27 protein-coding genes and 1 pseudogene are annotated in these 18415 nt (G+C 62.8%); 2 read left to right on the top strand and 26 right to left on the bottom strand.

All coding sequences use genetic code 11. The features are described 5' to 3' along the window. Positions 1-29: 29 nt before the first annotated feature. The 26 genes and pseudogenes from WC326_13280 to WC326_13155 form a co-directional block, all read right to left on the bottom strand. Positions 30-464 carry a VOC family protein gene (locus WC326_13280; protein MFA7332035.1) on the bottom strand — a complete coding sequence of 145 codons (435 nt, stop codon included), beginning with the start codon at positions 462-464 and terminating at the stop codon, positions 30-32. 49 nt (positions 465-513) lie between these two features. Next, the gene (locus WC326_13275) at positions 514-696 is read right to left on the bottom strand and encodes a transcriptional regulator (GenBank protein MFA7332034.1); all 183 of its coding nucleotides are present in this window, start codon (positions 694-696) and stop codon (positions 514-516) included. Positions 697-786: 90 nt separating this feature from the next. Beyond that, positions 787-1308, bottom strand: coding sequence for a hypothetical protein (locus tag WC326_13270; GenBank protein ID MFA7332033.1), 522 nt, complete (start codon positions 1306-1308; stop codon positions 787-789). 135 nt (positions 1309-1443) lie between these two features. Further along, positions 1444-1713, bottom strand: coding sequence for a DUF3303 family protein (locus tag WC326_13265; protein ID MFA7332032.1), 270 nt, complete (start codon positions 1711-1713; stop codon positions 1444-1446). Positions 1714-1857: 144 nt separating this feature from the next. Next, on the bottom strand, positions 1858-2172 hold the full coding sequence (locus WC326_13260; protein MFA7332031.1) for a HigA family addiction module antitoxin: 315 nt from the start codon (positions 2170-2172) through the stop codon (positions 1858-1860). Positions 2173-2192: 20 nt separating this feature from the next. After that, positions 2193-2474 carry a type II toxin-antitoxin system RelE/ParE family toxin gene (locus WC326_13255; protein ID MFA7332030.1) on the bottom strand — a complete coding sequence of 94 codons (282 nt, stop codon included), beginning with the start codon at positions 2472-2474 and terminating at the stop codon, positions 2193-2195. A gap of 104 nt (positions 2475-2578) precedes the next feature. Next, positions 2579-3241 (bottom strand): dihydrofolate reductase family protein, encoded by a 663-nt coding sequence (locus WC326_13250; protein ID MFA7332029.1) that lies wholly within the window; start codon positions 3239-3241, stop codon positions 2579-2581. 179 nt (positions 3242-3420) lie between these two features. Next, on the bottom strand, positions 3421-3906 hold the full coding sequence (locus WC326_13245) for an OsmC family protein (GenBank protein MFA7332028.1): 486 nt from the start codon (positions 3904-3906) through the stop codon (positions 3421-3423). A 419-nt stretch (positions 3907-4325) separates the two neighbouring features. Continuing rightward, the gene (locus WC326_13240; GenBank protein ID MFA7332027.1) at positions 4326-5276 is read right to left on the bottom strand and encodes a two-component regulator propeller domain-containing protein; all 951 of its coding nucleotides are present in this window, start codon (positions 5274-5276) and stop codon (positions 4326-4328) included. Between the two features lie 136 nt (positions 5277-5412). After that, the gene (locus WC326_13235; protein ID MFA7332026.1) at positions 5413-5691 is read right to left on the bottom strand and encodes a type II toxin-antitoxin system RelE/ParE family toxin; all 279 of its coding nucleotides are present in this window, start codon (positions 5689-5691) and stop codon (positions 5413-5415) included. Further along, the gene (locus WC326_13230; GenBank protein ID MFA7332025.1) at positions 5688-5960 is read right to left on the bottom strand and encodes a ribbon-helix-helix protein, CopG family; all 273 of its coding nucleotides are present in this window, start codon (positions 5958-5960) and stop codon (positions 5688-5690) included. The genes WC326_13235 and WC326_13230 overlap by 4 nt, the downstream gene beginning before the upstream one ends. Positions 5961-6205: 245 nt before the next feature. Further along, on the bottom strand, positions 6206-6766 hold the full coding sequence (locus WC326_13225) for a hypothetical protein (protein MFA7332024.1): 561 nt from the start codon (positions 6764-6766) through the stop codon (positions 6206-6208). A 148-nt stretch (positions 6767-6914) separates the two neighbouring features. Further along, on the bottom strand, positions 6915-7385 hold the full coding sequence (locus WC326_13220) for a hypothetical protein (protein ID MFA7332023.1): 471 nt from the start codon (positions 7383-7385) through the stop codon (positions 6915-6917). Positions 7386-7501: 116 nt separating this feature from the next. Then, complete coding sequence (locus WC326_13215; GenBank protein MFA7332022.1) at positions 7502-8170, bottom strand: DUF2461 domain-containing protein; 669 nt, start codon at positions 8168-8170, stop codon at positions 7502-7504. 41 nt (positions 8171-8211) lie between these two features. Continuing rightward, positions 8212-8814 carry a cysteine hydrolase gene (locus WC326_13210; GenBank protein MFA7332021.1) on the bottom strand — a complete coding sequence of 201 codons (603 nt, stop codon included), beginning with the start codon at positions 8812-8814 and terminating at the stop codon, positions 8212-8214. Between the two features lie 41 nt (positions 8815-8855). Beyond that, positions 8856-9263 (bottom strand): DUF3224 domain-containing protein, encoded by a 408-nt coding sequence (locus WC326_13205; protein MFA7332020.1) that lies wholly within the window; start codon positions 9261-9263, stop codon positions 8856-8858. A 49-nt stretch (positions 9264-9312) separates the two neighbouring features. Beyond that, on the bottom strand, positions 9313-10146 hold the full coding sequence (locus tag WC326_13200) for a tetratricopeptide repeat protein (GenBank protein MFA7332019.1): 834 nt from the start codon (positions 10144-10146) through the stop codon (positions 9313-9315). Positions 10147-10212: 66 nt separating this feature from the next. Next, entirely contained in the window at positions 10213-11280 is a 1068-nt protein-coding gene (gene rsgA, locus WC326_13195) for a ribosome small subunit-dependent GTPase A (GenBank protein MFA7332018.1), read from the bottom strand. A 14-nt stretch (positions 11281-11294) separates the two neighbouring features. Next, entirely contained in the window at positions 11295-11732 is a 438-nt protein-coding gene (locus tag WC326_13190; protein MFA7332017.1) for an SRPBCC domain-containing protein, read from the bottom strand. Positions 11733-11915: 183 nt separating this feature from the next. Beyond that, positions 11916-12467 carry a DUF4256 domain-containing protein gene (locus WC326_13185; protein MFA7332016.1) on the bottom strand — a complete coding sequence of 184 codons (552 nt, stop codon included), beginning with the start codon at positions 12465-12467 and terminating at the stop codon, positions 11916-11918. A gap of 92 nt (positions 12468-12559) precedes the next feature. Next, complete coding sequence (locus tag WC326_13180; protein ID MFA7332015.1) at positions 12560-13153, bottom strand: dihydrofolate reductase family protein; 594 nt, start codon at positions 13151-13153, stop codon at positions 12560-12562. Between the two features lie 146 nt (positions 13154-13299). Then, positions 13300-13785, bottom strand: a complete 486-nt coding sequence (locus tag WC326_13175) for a VOC family protein (protein MFA7332014.1) — start codon at positions 13783-13785, stop codon at positions 13300-13302. A 152-nt stretch (positions 13786-13937) separates the two neighbouring features. Continuing rightward, positions 13938-15323, bottom strand: a complete 1386-nt coding sequence (locus WC326_13170) for a hypothetical protein (protein MFA7332013.1) — start codon at positions 15321-15323, stop codon at positions 13938-13940. A 34-nt stretch (positions 15324-15357) separates the two neighbouring features. Next, a pseudogene (sugE, locus tag WC326_13165) lies at positions 15358-15672 on the bottom strand (quaternary ammonium compound efflux SMR transporter SugE). A gap of 117 nt (positions 15673-15789) precedes the next feature. Further along, entirely contained in the window at positions 15790-16956 is a 1167-nt protein-coding gene (locus tag WC326_13160) for a serine hydrolase (protein MFA7332012.1), read from the bottom strand. A gap of 72 nt (positions 16957-17028) precedes the next feature. Continuing rightward, entirely contained in the window at positions 17029-17370 is a 342-nt protein-coding gene (locus WC326_13155; GenBank protein MFA7332011.1) for a transcription initiation protein, read from the bottom strand. Between the two features lie 208 nt (positions 17371-17578). Here WC326_13155 and WC326_13150 point away from each other — a divergent pair, with 208 nt between their 5' ends. Both WC326_13150 and WC326_13145 read left to right on the top strand, forming a co-directional pair. Further along, complete coding sequence (locus WC326_13150; protein MFA7332010.1) at positions 17579-17806, top strand: AbrB/MazE/SpoVT family DNA-binding domain-containing protein; 228 nt, start codon at positions 17579-17581, stop codon at positions 17804-17806. A gap of 8 nt (positions 17807-17814) precedes the next feature. Further along, the gene (locus WC326_13145; protein ID MFA7332009.1) at positions 17815-18210 is read left to right on the top strand and encodes a type II toxin-antitoxin system death-on-curing family toxin; all 396 of its coding nucleotides are present in this window, start codon (positions 17815-17817) and stop codon (positions 18208-18210) included. Positions 18211-18415: the final 205 nt, after the last annotated feature.

Genomic DNA, 18415 nt, shown 5'->3' with positions numbered 1-18415 from the left:
CCGTGGGCGGAACGGGGTTGCAAGCCGGCTCAGCAGTGGGGGTGCGGATTGTGGACGACTTCGTACTTCAGTCCGTCCGGGTCCTTGACGAAGACAGCGTAGTAGTCCGGGCCGTGTTGGGGCCAGAGCCCCGGTCCCCCCACCAGCGGCAGGCCGGCGGCGATCAGCGCCGCGGCGACCCGATCCACCTCGGCGCGGGATTCCGCCTGGAAGGCCAAATGGTGCAGGGAGCCCGGCCGGCGCCGCTGGACGCGCGCCCCACGCAGGACCGCCCGGGGCGAGTTGATGGCAAAGGCCAGGCGCGGGTGTCGATACTCCACCACCTCGAACTCGTGCTCCGGGACGCTGGCACGGGTTTTCAATTCCACGTGGAAGCCCACCAAGCCAAGTAGCAGATCGTAGAAGGGGATGGCGTTGTCCAGGTCGTCCACGGTGACCTGCACGTGATCGATGACCGGCGTCATGGCGTGATGCTCCTCCTTGGCAAACCGCCCCCCGCGCGGCGACGAAGCGCTACTTGGCCGGTTCGTAGTAGCAGTTCTTGGGCGAGACCACCTGGCCGGACTTCTTCAGCGCGGCGATGATCTTGCCCACGTCCTTGGGATCCATGCCGATGGCCGCGGCCACGTCCCCGCCCTTGACGGGCTTGCCCGCCTGCCGCATGGCTTCCAGCACCGCTTGTTCCTTGGCGTCCATTTCGTTCTCCCGCTTGATTGAAATCGTATTCCGCTCGGCGCAAAAATGTGGCATGCCACCGCGACGAGGCGGCGGCGACTCGTCTGGCTGTCATCTTCCGCCGAACTGCAGCGCCAGATTCACCGAGGAGAAGGAGATCTCGGAATTGTAGCAGCCATGCAGATCCAGCCCCAGGCCCACCAATCCAGCCGGGTTCCAGAACAATTGAAGGTTGGCGAGTGCGCCGGTCGTCAGGAATTTGTCCCGTGGCACCGTTCCCGAACTCGTGAATTCGCCAAAGCCATAGAAGCCGCTGACCCGGCCGATTCCGCAAAAGCCCGACAGACTGAAGGCGCCCCTTCCCCACGATCTTCCCAGCAGCAGGCCGGCACTCGTCCCTGATTCATCCGGTTCGCCGCCCAACAATTGGAAGGTCTCGTTGTGCACGTAGCCCAGTTGATAGGTGAGGGTCTTCCCCGGTTTAACGTTGAGATTGATGGAGTTGGCGACTCCCGGATCGCCGGCTCCGACGCCCAGATTGAGCCAGACCGGCCGGTCCCGCTCGCCGGCCCAGGCATTTGCAGCAAGGGCCAGACCGAGACAAGCCAAACCAACCGCTGGTCGTCCGCGCATGTCGGCTTCTCCTGGTTACGCGGAGCGGGGCCTGCCCAACTTTGGGCACCGCGGACAACTCCAAGTCCGCCGCAGACCCTGCCCGCTCCTCCGTTTGATCCCTGCCCAACCCACACAACATCGAGGCTTCTGGTGCTAGCGCTCCAACACGCGCGCTGCCGCCTCCGGCGAGGTGAGCACCGGAATGACTTCAAAATCAACCAGATCCGCCCAGGCCCGCATCCACTCCTCCAGCCGGGCGCGATCCGGGCTCTCCATCACTTGGTAGCAGCGCGTGAGATCCTCCGTCACCCAGCTGTTGACGTACTGCAGTTCCGGGGGCGCCAGCCGCCCCTGCTCACGGAATCTCGCATAGACGGGCTGGGGATCGCCCCCGCAGAAGTGCTCGATGATCATGAACAGCATGGCAGCCTTTGGGTTGGACCAGCTGTGGCCGCCGCGGATCAGCCAGGCAGCCAAGTCCGACGGACTTCTTTAAAGGTCATTCCGAATTGCGGCGCTTGCCTTCTTCAGACAACGCCATTGTATTCCTCATGACTCAACGTGCGGTTAGGACGCCCTCAGTGGAGAGATTTGCATTACGCTGGACTTTACCGCTCGCGCCGCTTCCCACAGGTCGACGGCACGTTGAGCATTCAGCCAAAACTCTGGCGAGTTTCCAAACAGGCGCGACAGCCGTAATGCCATTTCAGGACTCACGGCTCGCCGCTCTCTCAGCAGCTCATTGACGGTCTGCCTGGAAACACCCAATAAGGCAGCCAATGACGCCGTGGTCAGTTTAAAATCCGGCAAGAAGTCTTCGCGAAGCATCTCGCCTGGATGTATTGGTTTAATAGTGCGTGCTTGGTCATTCAAGAGACTCATTCTTCTTTCCTCATTTAAGTCTAATGATAATCTACCAGCTCTACACCGAAAGCATCTCCATCCACAAAGCGAAAACAAATTCTCCATTGGTCGTTGATTGAGATTGCAAACTGTCCCTGACGATCTCCGCCTAATGCAGGTAATCTATTACTTGGTGGGGCGTTAAGATCTTCTATTCTGGTTGCATGATCGATGTATTCCAACCTGCGAAGTGCCCGCCTCACAAGATCCACGGGCAGGCGCTTGTTGGTGCCATTTGCGTACAGGTCGCGAGTTGTCTTGTCCGCAAACGTTTTGATCATGGCCAATGATAACTTGTCACGTGACGCTTGTCAACGGGTCGGCGGTTGATCCGCCAAGGCCCGGTTCAGCGGCGGCGCAACGCGCCGTCCGTTGCAACCGGCGGTCAGGCGTCCGCGCGCTCCGGCAGCCGCAGGACGACGTGCGTGGCCTTCTCCGACGGGGCGTACTCGACGCACTGGTAGCCCAGCGCCCGCAGATCCACCCCTTCGAACAGCCGTTCGCCGCCGCCGAGCAGGACGGGGGCGATGGCGATGTGCAGTTCATCAATGAGGCGCTCGCGCAGCGCCTGCTGGATGGTGTTCGCCCCGCCACCGATGCGCACGTCCAGCCCGCCGGCCGCCGCGCGGGCCCGCTCCAGCGCCTCTCGCAGGCCGCCCGTGACGAAGTGGAAGGTCGTGCCGCCCTCCATCTCGATGGGTGGACGGGCGTGATGAGTCAGGATGAAGACCGGCACGTGATAGGGCGGATTGTCTCCCCACCAGCCTTTCCAGCTCAGGTCCGTCCAGGGCCCCCGAGAGGGGCTGAACATGTTGCGCCCGAGGATCCAGGCCCCCACCTGCTTGAAGCCGCGGGCGGCGAAGTCATCGTCAACCCCGGTCGTGCCACCCTCCTTCCCGAACAAGGATTGTTGCAGCGTGCGGGTGGGAAACAGCCACTGGTGCAGGTCCGTCCCGCCTACGCCGAGGGGATTGTTGATGTCTTGATTGGGACCTGCTCCGTAGCCATCCAGGGAGATGGTGAAGCTCTCAACACGGACTCGTGTCATCTATTGTCTCCGTTTGGACAGCTACGCGGCGCTTCTACCTGCGAACAGGAAGTGGGCAACGCCACGCCCGTCCATGACCCAAGCGCCTCTACCCTCGACGCTAACAGCGGCACGACCCAGCGCCTCGCCCACGTCGGCAAGCGCTCCGGGGCGGCCATCCAATGCAACGGCCCGATCCCTCATGACAGTTCTCCCGCTGCTGGAACGACAGGCTCACAGCGCACATCCGTCTTGACCGAATTGGCGATGTAGCACTGGCTGTGGGCTTCCTCGTGTAATGCAATGATTTGTTCCTTGGTCGGAAGTCGCTCGCCGACAAAGTCCACCATTGGGTGAAGCGTCACGCTGAGCATGGCGGCGTTGCCGGACGCGGCCTTGCCCATCACTCCAACAGCCCTATCGCGATAGCTATCAACTATATAGCCGCGCGCGGCAGCGATCGACAGAAGCCACAGCATGTGGCAGCTGGCCAGGCTGGCCACGAAGGCTTCTTCGGGATCGACGGCCGCTACTTCCGATAGCAGGACTGGAACCAGGTGCGGGGACGAAGATGCTGGCACGTCAACGCCGCCATCGAATTGCCAGCGATGACGGCGGCTATAGCGATTGTCACTGAAGACCGCACCATCTCGCGCCCATACGACCTCCATCTCATACTCGGACATGCATTCTCCTTGTCGGCCAGACGGAGGCTACGGCCGCGACGCGCCTGGCGCGGCGCTTGCCCTTCTCCATCGTCGCTGGTTTTAATTCCGAATGCAGGCGCCGCGACAGGCGCAATGTCGGCTCCAAGCAGTATTGGGCAGCCATTTTACCCTCGTCCGCGCGAGGAGTACTGCTTCTACGTCACTTGGAACCGCGGCCCAAAGCGCATCACTTATTGCACGCTGGGAATCAGCGCCGACATCATACGCCCGTTTGCGTCACTTGCAGACATGCTGTTTTCATTGAACCGACTAGCGCCACGGCCCGCTGCGCGTGACGGCAAGCATGCCGTCGCCGGAGAGCCGGAACAGTCCGCCATAGCCGCCGAACCACAGCCGCCCATCGCGGCCCTGGTGCGTGCATTGGATCGCGTTGCTGGTCAGCCCATTGGCCTCATTGTAGCGCCGGAAGGTCTTGCCGTTGAAACGTTCTCGACGGGAAACCAGATCTCACCGGCCCGATCCAGGAAGAGGTCCCACACTTCCGTGCCTTGGACACCGTCGGCGTCGGTGACGGCGGTGAACGTCTCTCCCTCCAGGTAGCAGACGCCGTTGTGGTGCGTCGCAAACCAGACGCGGCCATTCCGGTCCTCGAGGATGCTGTTGACGATGTCGTTCGCCAGGCCGTCGGCCTCGTTGTAGTTGCGCAGCGATCTGCCGTCGTAGACGTACGCCCCGCCGTTGGTGCCGAACCACAGGCGGCCGGCCCGATCCTCGGTGATGCTTCGAACCATGCGCGCGCTGGTCACGCCAACCGTTGGATCCGGCTCGGCCTCCGGCAGCTCGAAGGGCGTGAAGCGGGCTCCGTCAAACCGGCACACTCCCTGCAGCGTACCCACCCACAGGTCGCCACGACGGTCGAAGGCCAGGCACCAGACGTCGTCGCTGACCAGCCCGTCGCGCACCGTGTAGTTCGTGAATGACGCGCCGTCGAACTTCGTCAGACCGCCTTCCGTCCCGAACCAAAGGCTGCCGTCGGCACCCTCGACGATCCCGCGCACCGCGACGCCACCAAAGCCCTGCGGGAGCGAGAAGTACTCGAGGGCCTTGCCATTCCAACGTGCAACGCCATCGCCGTTGGTCCCGAGCCACAAGTGACCCCGGCGGTCCTCGTGGATGCGGCGCACAAACTGGCTGATCGGGTCAGCGGGTGGCGCAGCGGGCGCGACAGCAATGGGTTGGTTTGCACCGGTCTGGATCGCGGTCGAGAGGTCCCCGGACGGCTTGATGCACGCGCTGGCGATGACGAGCAAGGTCAACGCGAACGCGACCAAGGCGCCACGGGTAAGGGTGGCGCACAGGGGGGTACGAATAGCGGTGCCGTGCTTCATCGGTCTCCCCAACATGAGCTTCAGCCGCGACGCGCCGGCGCGGCGCTTGCCCATTCCCTACCAGCGTTTCTTATCCCTTCCGACTGCAATCGACGTGAACGGCGCAGGCGTCGGTTGTATGCAGGTTGAGGTGCCGTCATCGGTTTTCGTAGTGATGCCAAATTCGTAGTATGATCAGCACTTCGCCGCGAGGGACATAGCGCACCACATAGTCACCAAACACCATGTCTCGTATAGAATTTGGTTCAGGCGCTAAGGCGACGGAGTGTCCCATTTCAGGATACTGCAGAAGTGCATCAATTCGCTTAACCAGCTCTTCCGCAATTCTAGCCGCGATAGTCGGGTTCTTTTCTTCGATGAATGACCGTAATCGAATGAGGTCATTCACCGCATTTGTTGAGTAAATCAGCCTCATTGACCGACTCGCGGAGGGACGATCTCATTTTTCGTTCCCCAGCTGCGTAACCAAGTATGAACGGCATCACCCGAGATCAATTGTCCATTCGCAACGGATTCCATTGCGTCCAGTGTTTCGTTCCAGCGGATTTGTTCCAGTTCCTGACGTTCGATGAACTCTTTGAGTGCTTGGTTGATCAACCAGCTTTTGCTCCGCTGGAGCTTGTCGGATAAGGCATCAAGCGTCTCCTCGACATCCTGACCCAGCCTCACGGTTGTAACACTCATGGACGCCTCCAAACTTTTGGCGACATTGTAATACAAGGCAATCGCCTCGACAAGCCCTCGAGATATCTGGATACTTGCACCTAACGGTGGCTTCAGCCGCGACGCGCCTGGCGCGGCGCTTGCCGTTCTCCATCGTCGTTGATTTCAATTCCGAATGCAAGCGCCGTGACAGGCGCATAGTCGGCTGCAAGTGTTAGAAAGGTCTTGGTAGAATACTGAACGATGCGTTCACTTCTGTTATCAGATCACCTGTCGCTTCCTAAATGAATTGACAGCTGCAAAGAGGAGAATGTCAGCTCTGTGTTCAAGCAGACATTTGCTTGTAGACCTAATCCAAATGTCATTGTAGGTTTCCAGAACAGCTGAGCGTTACTCACAAGACCCACAACCGAGTACGGCTCTTGTGAGTAGTTTCCACCACCTAAGTATCCTCCACCGCCAAGGTAATCATCGCCACGATGGAAACCGTTGACCACTCCTAAACCAAAAAACCCCGCTGCCGTGAAAATACTCGGCTGTGTTCTAGCACCGACTAAGAGACTAACACTAGTAACGGATTCTTCCGGTGTCCCACCAATGAGTTGAAATGTAGAGTTATGGACTAGACCAAGTTGGCAGATCGGCCAGTGTTTTGATTGCCAATTTGCACTGATAGAACTAGAAAAACTAGGATAACCTCCACCAACTCCAGCATTAACCCAGAATCTCGTGTCGTCTGAATGTTCATACCAATAATCGGACCGTGCATAGGCTGCAGGTGACTTGAGTAACCACACTGCGATGAATAGCGGAAATGCACATTTCATTTTCGGCTCATCAATCTTGTTGATGACTCTTTCTAACGGTGACTTCAGCCGCGACGCGCCTGGCGCGGCGCTTGCCCTTTACCTTACTGACGTATTTTCCATCCGAATGCAAGTGACGTGACAGGCGCAAAGTCTGCTGCAAGCGGTGTTATATGGCGTCTGGGACGCCCAATTCTCTCATTCTGACAGCTGAGATTCGTTCATTCTCGGGCTGATAAATGCCAAGACAGTCTTTTATTTTCTGCGCTCTAACCAAGTTAATTGTTGCCATATTTAACAATTCAGTCTTTTGAAATCCGTTAGACAATGCAATTAGTTGTTTTGAGGCGTTATAAATGTCGTCATTGTTTGGCAAATTGAACAAAAACATTGTGAGGGTACGAAACGGGACAAGATACAACCTAGAGACCAGTTGACAAGAAAGATTGCGCAACTGCCTTGATGCTGATGTTTCTACATCTAAGCTAGCCACTCCGGGATTTGCATAAAACTGCGCTAGCTCAATAAGCGAATGAGCAATCTCGGCTATGCACTTTTTCATATCTTGAACTGGATCGATCACAAGTTTAACTAGGATCTGTCCGATGACAAATGTCGTTACACCGATAAAGATGATCATTGCGGCTTCCACTTTCACGCCTTCAAGTTAGGTCGGTCAAGTTTAGTGTTTCGCTGAATTCGAGTCCATACAACATCCAACTCGGCCGTTTCCCACCCACCATTTGCCCCGCCCGTTCAAATCCCGTTGGCGGTCAGCCAGTCCAGGAAGGGCCGCAGGGCGCGGCAGCCGCGGATCAGCTGGGCGGCCAGGTCTGGCGCGCACATTTGCTCGTCGCTCAGGTAGCGCACGGCCAGCACCTGCTTCAGCCGCAGCGTGGCGATCTCCGGATGCGCCGGATCCCAGCCGCGCGGCGCGGTTTTGAGGCGCTCGCCCACGATCTCGCCGAATATCTCGGTGAAGACCTTGCCGCCCGTGGCCTTGCGGAAGGCGGCGGGATCCTGGGCCACGGCCCGGCGGAAGCTGTCCAGTTGCGCCGGACTGGGATCGTGCAGGCCGCCTCCCAATAGCGAGCGGCCACCAGGTTCCAGGTGGAAAAAGTAGCCGTGGGCGGTGGCACGCCAGCCGCCCGGCGCCACCAGCGCCGCCAGGTTGGTCTTGTAGGGCGACTTGTCCTTGGAGAAGCGCACGTCGCGATGCAGGCGCGCCACGCAGTCCCGTGCCGCCAGCTCGCCCAGTCCGTCGGCCTGGCGGAAGGCGGTGATGACCTGTCCGATCAGGCCCTCGAAAGCGCCGCGGGCGGCTTCGTAATCAGATCGATGCGCCTCGAACCAGTCGCGTTGATTGTGCCGGGCCAGTTCGTCCAGGAAGAGCAGGGCCGGGCGCAAGTCGGGGGTGGCAGGCATTTCGTTCTCCCAATTGACTGTGGCACGGTCCTGTGGCACGCTCAGGCCGCCGGCGTCGGGGCCGCAGCCACGATTCCGCCGCCCGGGCTGGCGAAGTCCAGCGCCCCGGCTGCCAGCGTGCGGTTCACGCGGCCCGGATAGCTCAGCCAGGTCAGCGCGAGGTTCAATTCGCGGACCAGGTGCGCCGCCTCGATCACCATGCCATCCTCGAATGTGCCGCTGGCGGTGCTGTGGGCGTCCTCGACGAGGGTCAGATCGTAGCCGCGCTCCAGTGCGCCATAGGCCGTGGCCCGGATGCACCAGTTGCTGGAGGCGCCGGCCAGCACCAGCTGCGTGATGCCCAGTTCGGCCAACCGCTCTTCCAGCACCGTCTCCTCGAAGGCGGAGTTGAAGTGCTTGTGGATCAACACTTCGTCGCTTGCGGGCCGCAGTTCCGGCACCCAGCGCCAGTCCGCGCTGTCGCGCACCAGCTCCTCGTCCTCGTGCTGCACCCAGATGACCGGCACGCCCGCCGCCCGGGCCCGCTCCACGGCGAGGGCCACGTTGCCGATGACCCGCGCCGCCTCCCAGGCCCGGCGCATCACGCCCACTTGCACGTCCACGATCAACAGGGCGCTGCGCGCGCCATCCCGAACGGTTGCCATCTGCGCCTCCTGATTTGTCCCGTGACCGGCGGTCGCCCCGCTCAGGCCGGGTCCGCCGGCAGCGTGTAGGTGAAGAGGTAGCGGTGTTGGCCGTCCGTGATGAGGATCTGGAAATCCCCGGCCAGGCCCGTCAGTTCGCCCGTGCCGGAGTCCGGCACCACCGTGACCGACAGACTGGATTGCCCACCTTGCATGCGGCCCGAGTGCTGCAGCACGAAGCTGCCGCGCCGGCCCTCCAGCACGCCTTCCACCTGCTCCAGCGCCACGTAACTGGCCGAACCCTTGACCGCGGACCGCGCGCTGAGCATCTGTCCGTGCGTGGTGGCCACCAGATCCCCCGTGATGGTCTTGTCGATGGACATGCGGCCCAAGATGGAGCCATCCGCTTGCCCTTCAACGGGTAGCGGCTGCAGCTTGACCTCAAACTCGCCCTTGGCGCTGCGATTCATGCTGATTCCCTTCGATTAGCCCGTTGGGGCCGGCGCACGGCGGCGGATCTCATTGGCCGGCGGTCTTGTGCTTCTCTTCATAGTGCCGGGCCCGCGCCTCGTCCCCCGTGGCTCGGTAGAGCAGGGCCAGCTCTTCATACACATAGGGATCGGGCTCCTGGTCGGCGTCCCAGGCGCGCTCCAGTTCCAGCTGGAGCTCCAGCGCCTCGGCGTATCTCTGCTGGGCGCGATAGGTCCAGGCGATCATCCAGTCGGCGATCCGGACGTTGCGGACCCGGCCCGTGCGCTCGTGGGCGGCTCGCGAGAGCCGGAACTGCTTGAGGGCCTCCTCGTAGTCGCCCTGCAGATGCCGCGCGTAGCCAAGGTTGTTGCGTAGCGAGGCTTCCCAGCCCTTGGCCTCCGGCTGCTCGGACGCTTCCATATAGGCAACGGCGCGCTCGTTCCACTCCAGCTGCTGCGCGGGCTCCGTGTCCACGCAGGGCAGCATGTGCAGGGCGTCGATGGCCAGAAAGTCCAGCCGGGCCTGGGCCGCCAATTCATGGGCCTTGAGGTAGTGCGCACGGGCCGCCGCCAGCGCCTCGGGGCCCAGGGCTTCCGGCGGATGGGCGGTGGAGGCCAAGCTGCGGCCCAGTTCCAGGAAGTAGCGGACCTGCGCCTCGGGCGCGGCCCCGTCCAGCTTCGCCTCCACCTCTGCCAGCACTGTTCGCGCCCGCTCGAAATTCCGCCGCAACCCGTGGCTGCGCGCGATCTGGGTCTGCAGGATGAGCTGTTCGTCGGCGCCGGCCTCCGCCAGGGCCGCCACGAAGCGCTGCTCGCTCAGTTCCGGTTTGCCGTAATCCCAGAGCGCGTTGATGTTCAAGGCCATCCTGGCTCGCTTTCTCATGGATGAATCCCGACCGCCGGTCGGTGTCTGGTGCCTTGTATCAAGATAGGCCGGGCATGCCCGCGGCTACTTGCCCAAGTCCTTCTTGGCCGTTTTGAGGAACTTGCCGAAGTCGCGGTCCTTCTTGCGTTTCTCGGCATAGGACAGTTGGTGAAACTCGGACTCGTCCTTGAGCTTGCGGTAGTGCTCGACGTGCGAGGCGCTAAGTGCGCCCGCCTCCAGCGCCTCGCGCACCGCGCAGCCGGGTTCGCTCGCGTGCGTGCAGTTCCGGAAGCGGCAGGCCGGCGTCAGTTCCACGACGTCGGAGAAGCGCTCCGCGATCCCGCTCTCCGCCCCCAGCAAGCCGAACTCGCGCATGCCCGGGTTGTCGATGACCAGCGCGCCGCCCTCGATGACGACCAGTTCCCGCCGGACGGTGGTGTGCCGGCCTTCGCCCGTGGCGCTGACGCCCCGGGTCAGCAGGGCCTCGTGCCCGATCAACTGGTTGATGAGCGTGCTCTTGCCCACGCCTGACGACCCGACAAAGCAGTAGGTCCTGGCCGCCTGCAGCGTCTTCCGCAGCGGCTCCAGACCCTCGCCCGTCACGTTGCTCAGGCAGAGCAGCGGCGCCGTGACGCCCGCCGCGCGGATCTCCGCCTGCTGGGCCGCCAGCACCTCCGGCTCCACCAGATCCGTCTTGGTCAGCAGGACGCAGGGCTCGGCTCCGCCCTCCCGGATCATTACCAGGTAGCGCTCCAGCCGCCGCAGGTTGAAGTCGAAGTGGCAGGACTGGACGATGATCACGCTGTCCACGTTGGCCGCGATCATCTGAAAGTCAACCGAGTCCCCGGCCACCTTGCGTCGCAGGGCGGTCCGGCGCTCCAGTCGGGACTGCACCAGTCCCAGGTCTTCCGTCGGCGATTTCTCCACCCGCACCCAGTCGCCGACGCAGGGCAATTCCTGGGGCTGCGCGTGCCGGTGGAGATAGCTGCCCGCCAGTTTGCCCCGGAAGCTCCCGCCGGCGTCCATCAGCAGCAGGAGGTCGCGATCCACCGCCGCCACCCGGGCCAGGCTTCCCGCGCCCCCCGCGTCCGCGCGGTCTGCGAACCATTGATCCCAGCCCAGCCGGGCCAGTTCCGTGTGTTGGGTATCCATCAATCTGCAGTTCCTCAAACAGTGGAGGCGGCGCCGCGGCGCAGCTCGAGCTCCAGCCGATCCAGGTTTTCCTCGTTGGCCCCTTCCAGAAACTCCCGCAGCCGCTCCGCGAACTCGTGATCCTCGAACTCGGCGACCCAGCCCAGCCGGGTCCCCGTCGCGCTGGGCTCCAGAGCGAGGGTCAGCTCAAAGTGCGGCAGGTTGAGGTGCTGGATCTTGACCAAGGCATTGGGGATGATCTCCAGGAAGGCGGCTTCATTGACATAGTCCTTCCCGTCGGGGCCGTGCATGGTGAAGCGCCAGGCTCCGCCAGCCTGGAACTCGAAGACCTGAAAGGTATTGGTGAACCCGGCCGGACCCCACCAGCGCGCCAGCCGCGCCGGCTCCCGGATAGCGTCGAACAAGGCCTCCGGCGCGGCGGCCAGTTCTCGCGTGGTGTGAAACGTGGACACAGCGGTCTCCTGATGTTTGTTCTCACTGGATTGTCGCTGAGGCATCCCTCGGGACGACCCTGCAGCGGGAGACTCGGTATCGCTCCACCGGCGCCGCCCAGTCATTCCTGCCAGGATCACGCCGCGATCCACTCCGGTCGCCGCCCAAGCCGCCGCGTGTCGCGGGGTGCCTGATTCGATCCACTAGACTCGCAGGGATCCGCGGAACCCCCGGGCAGCATAATAGGATTGAGCGCCATTGTGATACACGAAGATCGTGTTGTACCGGCGATCACAGAACAGGGCGCCGCCCAGTTTCCGGATCTCGGCCGGGGTTCGCACCCAGCTGGACGTTTTGTTATCAAAGCTGCCGAGCTGCTGCAGGGCGCGATACTCCGCCTCCGTCAGTAAGTCGATTCCCATGGCCGCCGCCATCTCCACGGCGCTGTTCTCAGGGCGATTCTCCTTCCGGGACTCCAGCCCTTCCCGGTCGTAGCAGACGCTGCGTCTCCCCTGGGGACTCTCCGGCGCGCAATCGCAGAAGATCAGCTCTCCCGTCTGAACGTCCTGGCCCACCACGTCGGGCTCGCCTCCCGTGTTCTCCATTTCAAGCAGCGCGCGCAGCTTGTGCGAATGGGACTCCAGCCGGGCAAGAACGTGCGTCCATTCCACGCCCTGATGGCGGCCTGCATGCTGCTCGAAGCGGCGCTCCAGCGTCCCGAGCAGCGCTTCCGCTTGTGTGTTCGTCAACTCCATAAGTGATTATCCTTTATGCCGTTTCGCACGCGTGTCGCCCCGCCCCAACGGGAGCTCGGACGGCCACGCCGGCGCTGGATAGGCCATGACGCTCAGCGCGCGGCCCGGTCTGTCGCGCTGCGCTCATAGGTGGCAGAAAGGACCCCCGAAGGGGTGACCGTGCTTTCCCGCAGACGGAACTCCAGCGGAATCGTACCGGCGGCAAACAGCCGCTTGCCCACTCCCAAGGTCAGGGGGTAGATCAGCAACCAGAACGCATCGAGCAAATCGTGCTTCAGCAGGGTTTGAACCAGATTGGTGCTGCCCCACACGTGCAAGTCCGGCCCTGGCTGGCGCTTGAGCGCTTCAATCTGCGTGACGATGTCGCCACTCAGTACGGTGGTGGGATGCCAGCTGCCCGAGGTGACGCTGTTCGAGGCGACGTACTTCGTCGCCCGGTTGGCATTCGGCCACGCGTCCGGGTGTTGGGGCCAGTACGGGGCCCAGATGTCATAGGTTTTACGACCCAATAGCAGGTCAAAGGGCGAGTTCATTTGCCCACGCAGGCGGTCTCCAAGGATCGGATCTGAGTACTTGCGGATCCACCCGCCCAGCGCGAACCCGCCGCTTGGATCCTCGTCCGGACCGCCCGGCCCCTGAATGACCCCGTCGAGCGAGAGGTGCTCATGGACGATGATTCGACGCAACCAAGAGTCCTTTCCACCTGCGCACCAAGCACTTTCAGCTGCGGTCGGGATCGAACGGACCCTCGCGGTCACTCCGGTTCATCTCCGGGTTGCGAAGCGTTGCCGGCTCGCGCGGAGTCCACCTTGTCCCTGGCATGCCTGAGTTCTCAACCCCGATACGCGGCCTCGATGGCGGCGACGTCGATCTTCTTCATCTGCATCATCGCTTCGAAGGCCCGCTTGGCGGCAGCGGGATCGGTGCTGGTGAAGGCCTTGGTCAGGGCGATGGGAGTGATTTGCCAGGACAAGCCCCACTTGTCTTTGCACCAGCCGCACTCGCTCTCCTGGCCGCCGTTGCCGACGATGGCGCTCCAATAGCGGTCCGTTTCCGCCTGGTCCACCGTGGCGATCTGAAACGAGAAGGCCTCGCTGTGCTTGAAGGCCGGTCCGCCGTTCAGGCCCAGGCACGGGATGCCCAGCACGGTGAACTCGACGGTCAGCACGTCTCCCTGTTGCCCGGACGGAAAGTCCCCGGGCGCGCGGTGCACGGCGTCAACGGACGAATCCGGAAAGGTCTGGGCGTAGAACCGCGCCGCTTCCTCCGCGTCGCCGTCGTACCACAGGCAGATGGTGTTCTTGGCGGGATTCGGCATTTCTCGTTCCCTCTCTTCAAAAAGTCAGGTCATCGTGGCCGGGCGACCCACGCCGCAGGCAGTTGCCAAGCCCCACGTGTCCGCGCGTAGAAGACTTATTCGGTCCAAATTGTAGCGACAGGCAGCAGCATTGACAAGTGAAATCTCCCGGCTCACGACCCCACGCGCACCGTGATCACCTCGCCGCGGCGCTGGGCACTCGCGCCCTTGAAGGCCAGCGTCAACCCCTCGGCCTTCAACGTGACCGTGCCCTGCGCGCGACTCAGCTCCGGCTCCGGGAGACCCGTCAACTCGACGACGCGGATGCCGTTGAAGAGCGGGTGCGGACCGCTTCCGTCCGTCAACGCCGCGTGGTTCAGGACCTCCAGCCGCCCGCTGGAATTGCCCAGACACAGGTAGCGGGTGTGCAGGATGCGCGTACCCCCGACCCGCTCGACGTTCAGCGGGTCGAAGCCCTGCGGCCAGAGCGGTTCGCCGCCCACCACTTCGATCACGAGTTTCCAGCCGGGCCTTTCCTCGAAGCGGGCGAGCTGCCGCTCCCGCTCCTGCGACAGCCGCGCCACATCCGCGCTGGCCTGCCGTTCCGCCTCTGCCACATCCGCCGCCGCGAACTCGCACACGCTACCCGTTCCAAGCCGCGCGGCCAACGCTTCATCCAGCGTCTGGTCGTCGTTGGCATTGAAGGCAGCGGGCCAGCCGGGCTGGAACCGGTCCAGCAGAAGCGCCAGGGCCGCACCCGTCGTGTACGCGCGCCGGCGCAGCTGGGTTGGGCCGAACTCCTCGGGCGGGATCTCCAGCGCCTGCCGGCCGGCGGCTCGCATCTCGACGTAGGTGGCCAACCCCTCGTTCAGCTCCGTTCCGCGCTCATAGGCGGAGTAGACAGAGTCCATCCGGGCATAGCGCTGCCCGCGCATCGCCAGCGCCTGGCGCGCCCAACACGCCATCTCCGCCTCGTCGTCAGCCGCCAGCGCCCGCCGCAGCGCGTCGGTCTCCAATCGCCGCTGGGCCAGCAGCTCGACGGAATCCGTCGGGTAGGTGAAGAGATCGGCCTCGTTGCCCATCCAGCCCGGGTGCCGCTCGCGCTGAAAGACGTGGAAGCTTTCGTGGATCGCGACGGCCGCCAGGTTTAGCGGCAGTGCTTCGGCCGGTGCTTGCCCAACCATGAGAGTCGCGGACGGGACGCCGCCGATCGTGGCGCTCGAGTTGGCCGTGATTGCCTCGAAGCGCCCTGCCTGGACGAAGGCGCCAGGCGCGTCGCTCGAGTCTTGCACGAAGCCGGCGGGAGGGGCGGGATGACGGAACAGGGTTGTGCGTTCCCCGTCGAAAATGGCCAGCGGGACGGCCAGAGGATCGAAACCCGGCCAAAGCCCGCCCTGTTCGGCGCTCGCCCTGGCCATGCGCTGGACTTCCTGCTCGATGACAAGGGCCAGATTCCCCGCGCCCGGTGGCTGTTCCAGCGCCCGGCCAAGGGCTGGAAGGAAGAGCGCACCAAGCAGGAGGCTAGTCCAATATTTGTGTAGTGATAAGGACTTCCACATCTGCACCTCCCGGCCCTGAACCGGCATTCCCTTGTGGTGTCGCCAGCTTGAGACCAATGATACCCGCGATGATGAGGGCCACGCTGATGAGTCGCGGAGCGCTCACCGGTTCGCCAAACAGCACGATTCCAAGCATCACCGTGCCCACCGCCCCCACCCCCACCCACACGCTGTAGGCGGTACCCACGGGAAGCGACTTCATGCCGATGCCAAGAAGCAACAGGCTGATGACCATTGCCAGCACAGTCCACAGCGTAGGCCACAAGCGGGTGAAACCATCGGTGTACTTCAGACCGATGGCCCAACCAACCTCGAACAACCCCGCGACAACCAGAATGACCCAGGCCATTTGTCTTCCCTCTCGAGTTGTGGGGGCATCCCTGAGCGGCGCAAACCTGGTCGGCGGTTCAAATCCCCAGCACCGGTTGGCGCGGGCGCCAGAGCCATCAGCCACCGGGCGGGGAGATCAGCTCGCCAGATTGGAGCCATTGACAACAGCCGCGAGCACGCGGTCAATCGCCGCCTCCGCGCTGAGGCTCTGACTTTCTGGAAGAACATTCCAGCCGGTGAATACGAGGACGAGATCCTGTTCTGGTACGAGGATCATGTGCTGACCCCCGAATCCCGCGCCACCAACCGCAACCCGGCCGTACTTGCCATACGGGTAGAGCCACCACAAGTAGCCGTACTTCACGCCGTCGTCCGAGACCATCGCGCTGGCGGTCAGGGAAGCCTGCACCCATTCCGCAGAAATGATCGGCTTGCCTTCCCACTCGCCGCCCCGAAGGACCAGATAGGCGATCTTCGCGACGTCGCGCGGTTCCAGGTAGAGGCCGCCCTCCGTGTCGGCGAGCCCGGTGGGCGTTCGCTTCCAGAAGTGGCTGCGGATGCCCAGCGGCGTAAAGAGATGCTGGACGGCGTATTCCTCGATATCCCGGCCGGTTGCCGCACGGAACACGTGCGAAAGCAGCTGCGCGGCGCCGCTGTTGTATTGGAACCCTTGGCCGGGCTCCTGGGACATCGGCCGGTCGATCGCGAACTGCACCCAGTCGAACGACGCCTCCATGCGACACGCCGCGTTGTCCGGATCGGCGAACGGCAGGTCTTCATTCCAAGCAAATCCCGCCGTCATCGTCAGCAGGTGCCTGAGCGTCACGCGGCGCTTGCGGTCGTCCACGTGGGCAAGCTGCGCCCCGTTGAAGAACTCCAGCAGCGGCGTGTCGAGCGACGGGAATTCACGCCGGGCAGAGGCGACGCCGATCAAAATGGACGTGATCGTTTTGGTCACGGACTGCAGCGTGTGCAGCTCGCCGCGGCGGTGGAAGGGATGCCACCAGGAATTGAAGTAGTTGTAGGGACCCGCTGGATCGTGGGCGTTCAGCGCGCTTGGTGTCCTGGCTTCCTGGGCGTAGATGACGCCGTAGTCGTGCGGATACGCGCGCTCGCAGGCGATCTTTCCGTGGCGGATGACGAGCATGCTGTCCACGTACCCGTACGTGCCGGCGGCAAGATCAGCGTCGAAGGCCGCCAGGATCTTGGGATCAAGTCCAACGGCGGCTGGAGTCGCCACGGGCCAGGTCTTCGTCGGCCAGGGCGTTTGTGCCGCGCTGGACGGAGCCGTCAACGGATCCATGAGATCGACCCCCGTGACACAGGCTTCGCAGGCTGGGGTCCTCCCGCAGGCCGGGCAACACGGGTGCCGCCGTCAGGACTGCGGGTCGAACCCGAAGACTCGCAGTTCCTGCTCGCAGCGACAGGCCTTGGCAAGGCGCGCCGCCCACGCGATGGCCTCCGCGCGCGACGGCAGTTCCAACACGGTAAAGCCGCCGTCCAGCGCGGGCGCCCAAGGATAGCCGCCCGTTGCCGTTGTCCCGTCAGCCGAGACGAGAATGGGCGGCACCGCTTCATCAATTCCGCCGGCGAAGACGTACACCCCGGCGGCTTTCGCCTCTTCAATCACCGCATGTGCGTCGTGACCCACCGCTTCCCATTCGCCTTCGGGCACAACCATTGCCGCGCTGGGAAAGGAGATCAAGTACTTGGCCATGGTGTTCTTTCTAAGAATCAATGGTGGTCGTGAAGCTTGCGTTCGGCCCACCGGGGTCGTCAGCCGCGACGCGCCTGGCGCGGCGCTGGCCTTCTCTCACCGATGCTTCCTGTCTCTTCCCTGCAGGCTGTGTTTGGCGATCTCCTTCGCTTGATCGTAAGTAGCACAAGTGTTACACTTGGCCACCAAGTCGAAGGAGGCCCATCCCATGGTCAAGGAAGTTGCAGCTCGTCGGGTCGGCGGCTCCATTGGCACAACCCTGCCCAAAGACATGGCAGAGCGCCTGCACATCGAGCCAGGTGACCGCTTGTTTGCCATTGAAACAGAAGGGGGAATTCTGCTGACGCCGTTTGATCCCGTCGCCCAGAAGGCCCTCGCGATTGCGGCAGAGGCGGCAAAGCAGTTCCGCGGCGCACTGCAAGAGCTTGCCAAGTAGAGGCATCCATGCAAGAACCGGTGTGGATTCCCAGGTTGGTGATTGATGCGATTCATGTCGACCAGATCCGGGAGCATGGCGGCCTCGCCGGGATTCGTGATACGGATCTACTTGAATCTGCGCTGGCGCGGCCCAAGCAGAAGTGGGCTTACGATCAAAATACGGACTTGGCGGCGCTGGCCGCAGCCTACTGCTTCGGAATTGCGAAAAATCACCCGTTCCAAGACGGCAACAAGCGCGTCGGCCTTCTCGCCTTGATCATCTTTCTGGGCCTCAACGACCAGACTTTTCTGTGCGGCGACGAAAGCGTCGTGACAACGATTATTGGCCTTGCCTCGGGCCAGATCAGTGAAGAGGCGCTTTCGGCATGGATTCGCGCTAACGCGACTTCCTCGCCCCGCTGATTCGTCTAACGGTGGCTTCAGCCGCGACGCGCCTGGCGCGGCGCTTGCTGTTTCCATCTGCCTTTGATTTCAATTCCGAATCCAAGCGCCGTGACAGGCGCAAAGTCGGCTGCAAGCAATGATCTTCATAGAGGTCTCCTCCCTGCACGCATCACCCGATACGTGCGGGGTACACCATCCCGGAAAGGAGGAGACCATGCGATTC

The organism is Candidatus Delongbacteria bacterium (assembly GCA_041675285.1).
In the GTDB taxonomy this organism is placed as follows: Bacteria; CAIWAD01; CAIWAD01; order CAIWAD01; family CAIWAD01; genus CAIWAD01.
This window is presented reverse-complemented; position numbering and strand designations above follow the sequence as displayed.

Bases quoted from the DNA above. Each gene is read 5' to 3' on its own strand.
- WC326_13170 (MFA7332013.1), bottom strand. From the start codon at position 15,323: ATGTGGAAGTCCTTATCACTACACAAATATTGGACTAGCCTCCTGCTT.
- WC326_13150 (MFA7332010.1), top strand. From the start codon at position 17,579: ATGGTCAAGGAAGTTGCAGCTCGTCGGGTCGGCGGCTCCATTGGCACA.
- WC326_13160 (MFA7332012.1), bottom strand. From the start codon at position 16,956: ATGGATCCGTTGACGGCTCCGTCCAGCGCGGCACAAACGCCCTGGCCG.
- WC326_13230 (MFA7332025.1), bottom strand. From the start codon at position 5,960: ATGAGTGTTACAACCGTGAGGCTGGGTCAGGATGTCGAGGAGACGCTT.
- WC326_13205 (MFA7332020.1), bottom strand. From the start codon at position 9,263: ATGAATCGCAGCGCCAAGGGCGAGTTTGAGGTCAAGCTGCAGCCGCTA.
- WC326_13185 (MFA7332016.1), bottom strand. From the start codon at position 12,467: ATGGAGTTGACGAACACACAAGCGGAAGCGCTGCTCGGGACGCTGGAG.
- rsgA (MFA7332018.1), bottom strand. From the start codon at position 11,280: ATGGATACCCAACACACGGAACTGGCCCGGCTGGGCTGGGATCAATGG.
- WC326_13240 (MFA7332027.1), bottom strand. From the start codon at position 5,276: ATGAAGCACGGCACCGCTATTCGTACCCCCCTGTGCGCCACCCTTACC.
- WC326_13270 (MFA7332033.1), bottom strand. From the start codon at position 1,308: ATGCGCGGACGACCAGCGGTTGGTTTGGCTTGTCTCGGTCTGGCCCTT.
- WC326_13280 (MFA7332035.1), bottom strand. From the start codon at position 464: ATGACGCCGGTCATCGATCACGTGCAGGTCACCGTGGACGACCTGGAC.
- WC326_13175 (MFA7332014.1), bottom strand. From the start codon at position 13,785: ATGCCGAATCCCGCCAAGAACACCATCTGCCTGTGGTACGACGGCGAC.
- WC326_13275 (MFA7332034.1), bottom strand. From the start codon at position 696: ATGGACGCCAAGGAACAAGCGGTGCTGGAAGCCATGCGGCAGGCGGGC.
- WC326_13225 (MFA7332024.1), bottom strand. From the start codon at position 6,766: ATGAAATGTGCATTTCCGCTATTCATCGCAGTGTGGTTACTCAAGTCA.
- WC326_13145 (MFA7332009.1), top strand. From the start codon at position 17,815: ATGCAAGAACCGGTGTGGATTCCCAGGTTGGTGATTGATGCGATTCAT.
- WC326_13220 (MFA7332023.1), bottom strand. From the start codon at position 7,385: ATGATCATCTTTATCGGTGTAACGACATTTGTCATCGGACAGATCCTA.
- WC326_13210 (MFA7332021.1), bottom strand. From the start codon at position 8,814: ATGGCAACCGTTCGGGATGGCGCGCGCAGCGCCCTGTTGATCGTGGAC.
- WC326_13260 (MFA7332031.1), bottom strand. From the start codon at position 2,172: ATGAGTCTCTTGAATGACCAAGCACGCACTATTAAACCAATACATCCA.
- WC326_13255 (MFA7332030.1), bottom strand. From the start codon at position 2,474: ATGATCAAAACGTTTGCGGACAAGACAACTCGCGACCTGTACGCAAAT.
- WC326_13200 (MFA7332019.1), bottom strand. From the start codon at position 10,146: ATGAGAAAGCGAGCCAGGATGGCCTTGAACATCAACGCGCTCTGGGAT.
- WC326_13235 (MFA7332026.1), bottom strand. From the start codon at position 5,691: ATGAGGCTGATTTACTCAACAAATGCGGTGAATGACCTCATTCGATTA.
- WC326_13265 (MFA7332032.1), bottom strand. From the start codon at position 1,713: ATGCTGTTCATGATCATCGAGCACTTCTGCGGGGGCGATCCCCAGCCC.
- WC326_13155 (MFA7332011.1), bottom strand. From the start codon at position 17,370: ATGGCCAAGTACTTGATCTCCTTTCCCAGCGCGGCAATGGTTGTGCCC.
- WC326_13245 (MFA7332028.1), bottom strand. From the start codon at position 3,906: ATGTCCGAGTATGAGATGGAGGTCGTATGGGCGCGAGATGGTGCGGTC.
- WC326_13250 (MFA7332029.1), bottom strand. From the start codon at position 3,241: ATGACACGAGTCCGTGTTGAGAGCTTCACCATCTCCCTGGATGGCTAC.
- WC326_13215 (MFA7332022.1), bottom strand. From the start codon at position 8,170: ATGCCTGCCACCCCCGACTTGCGCCCGGCCCTGCTCTTCCTGGACGAA.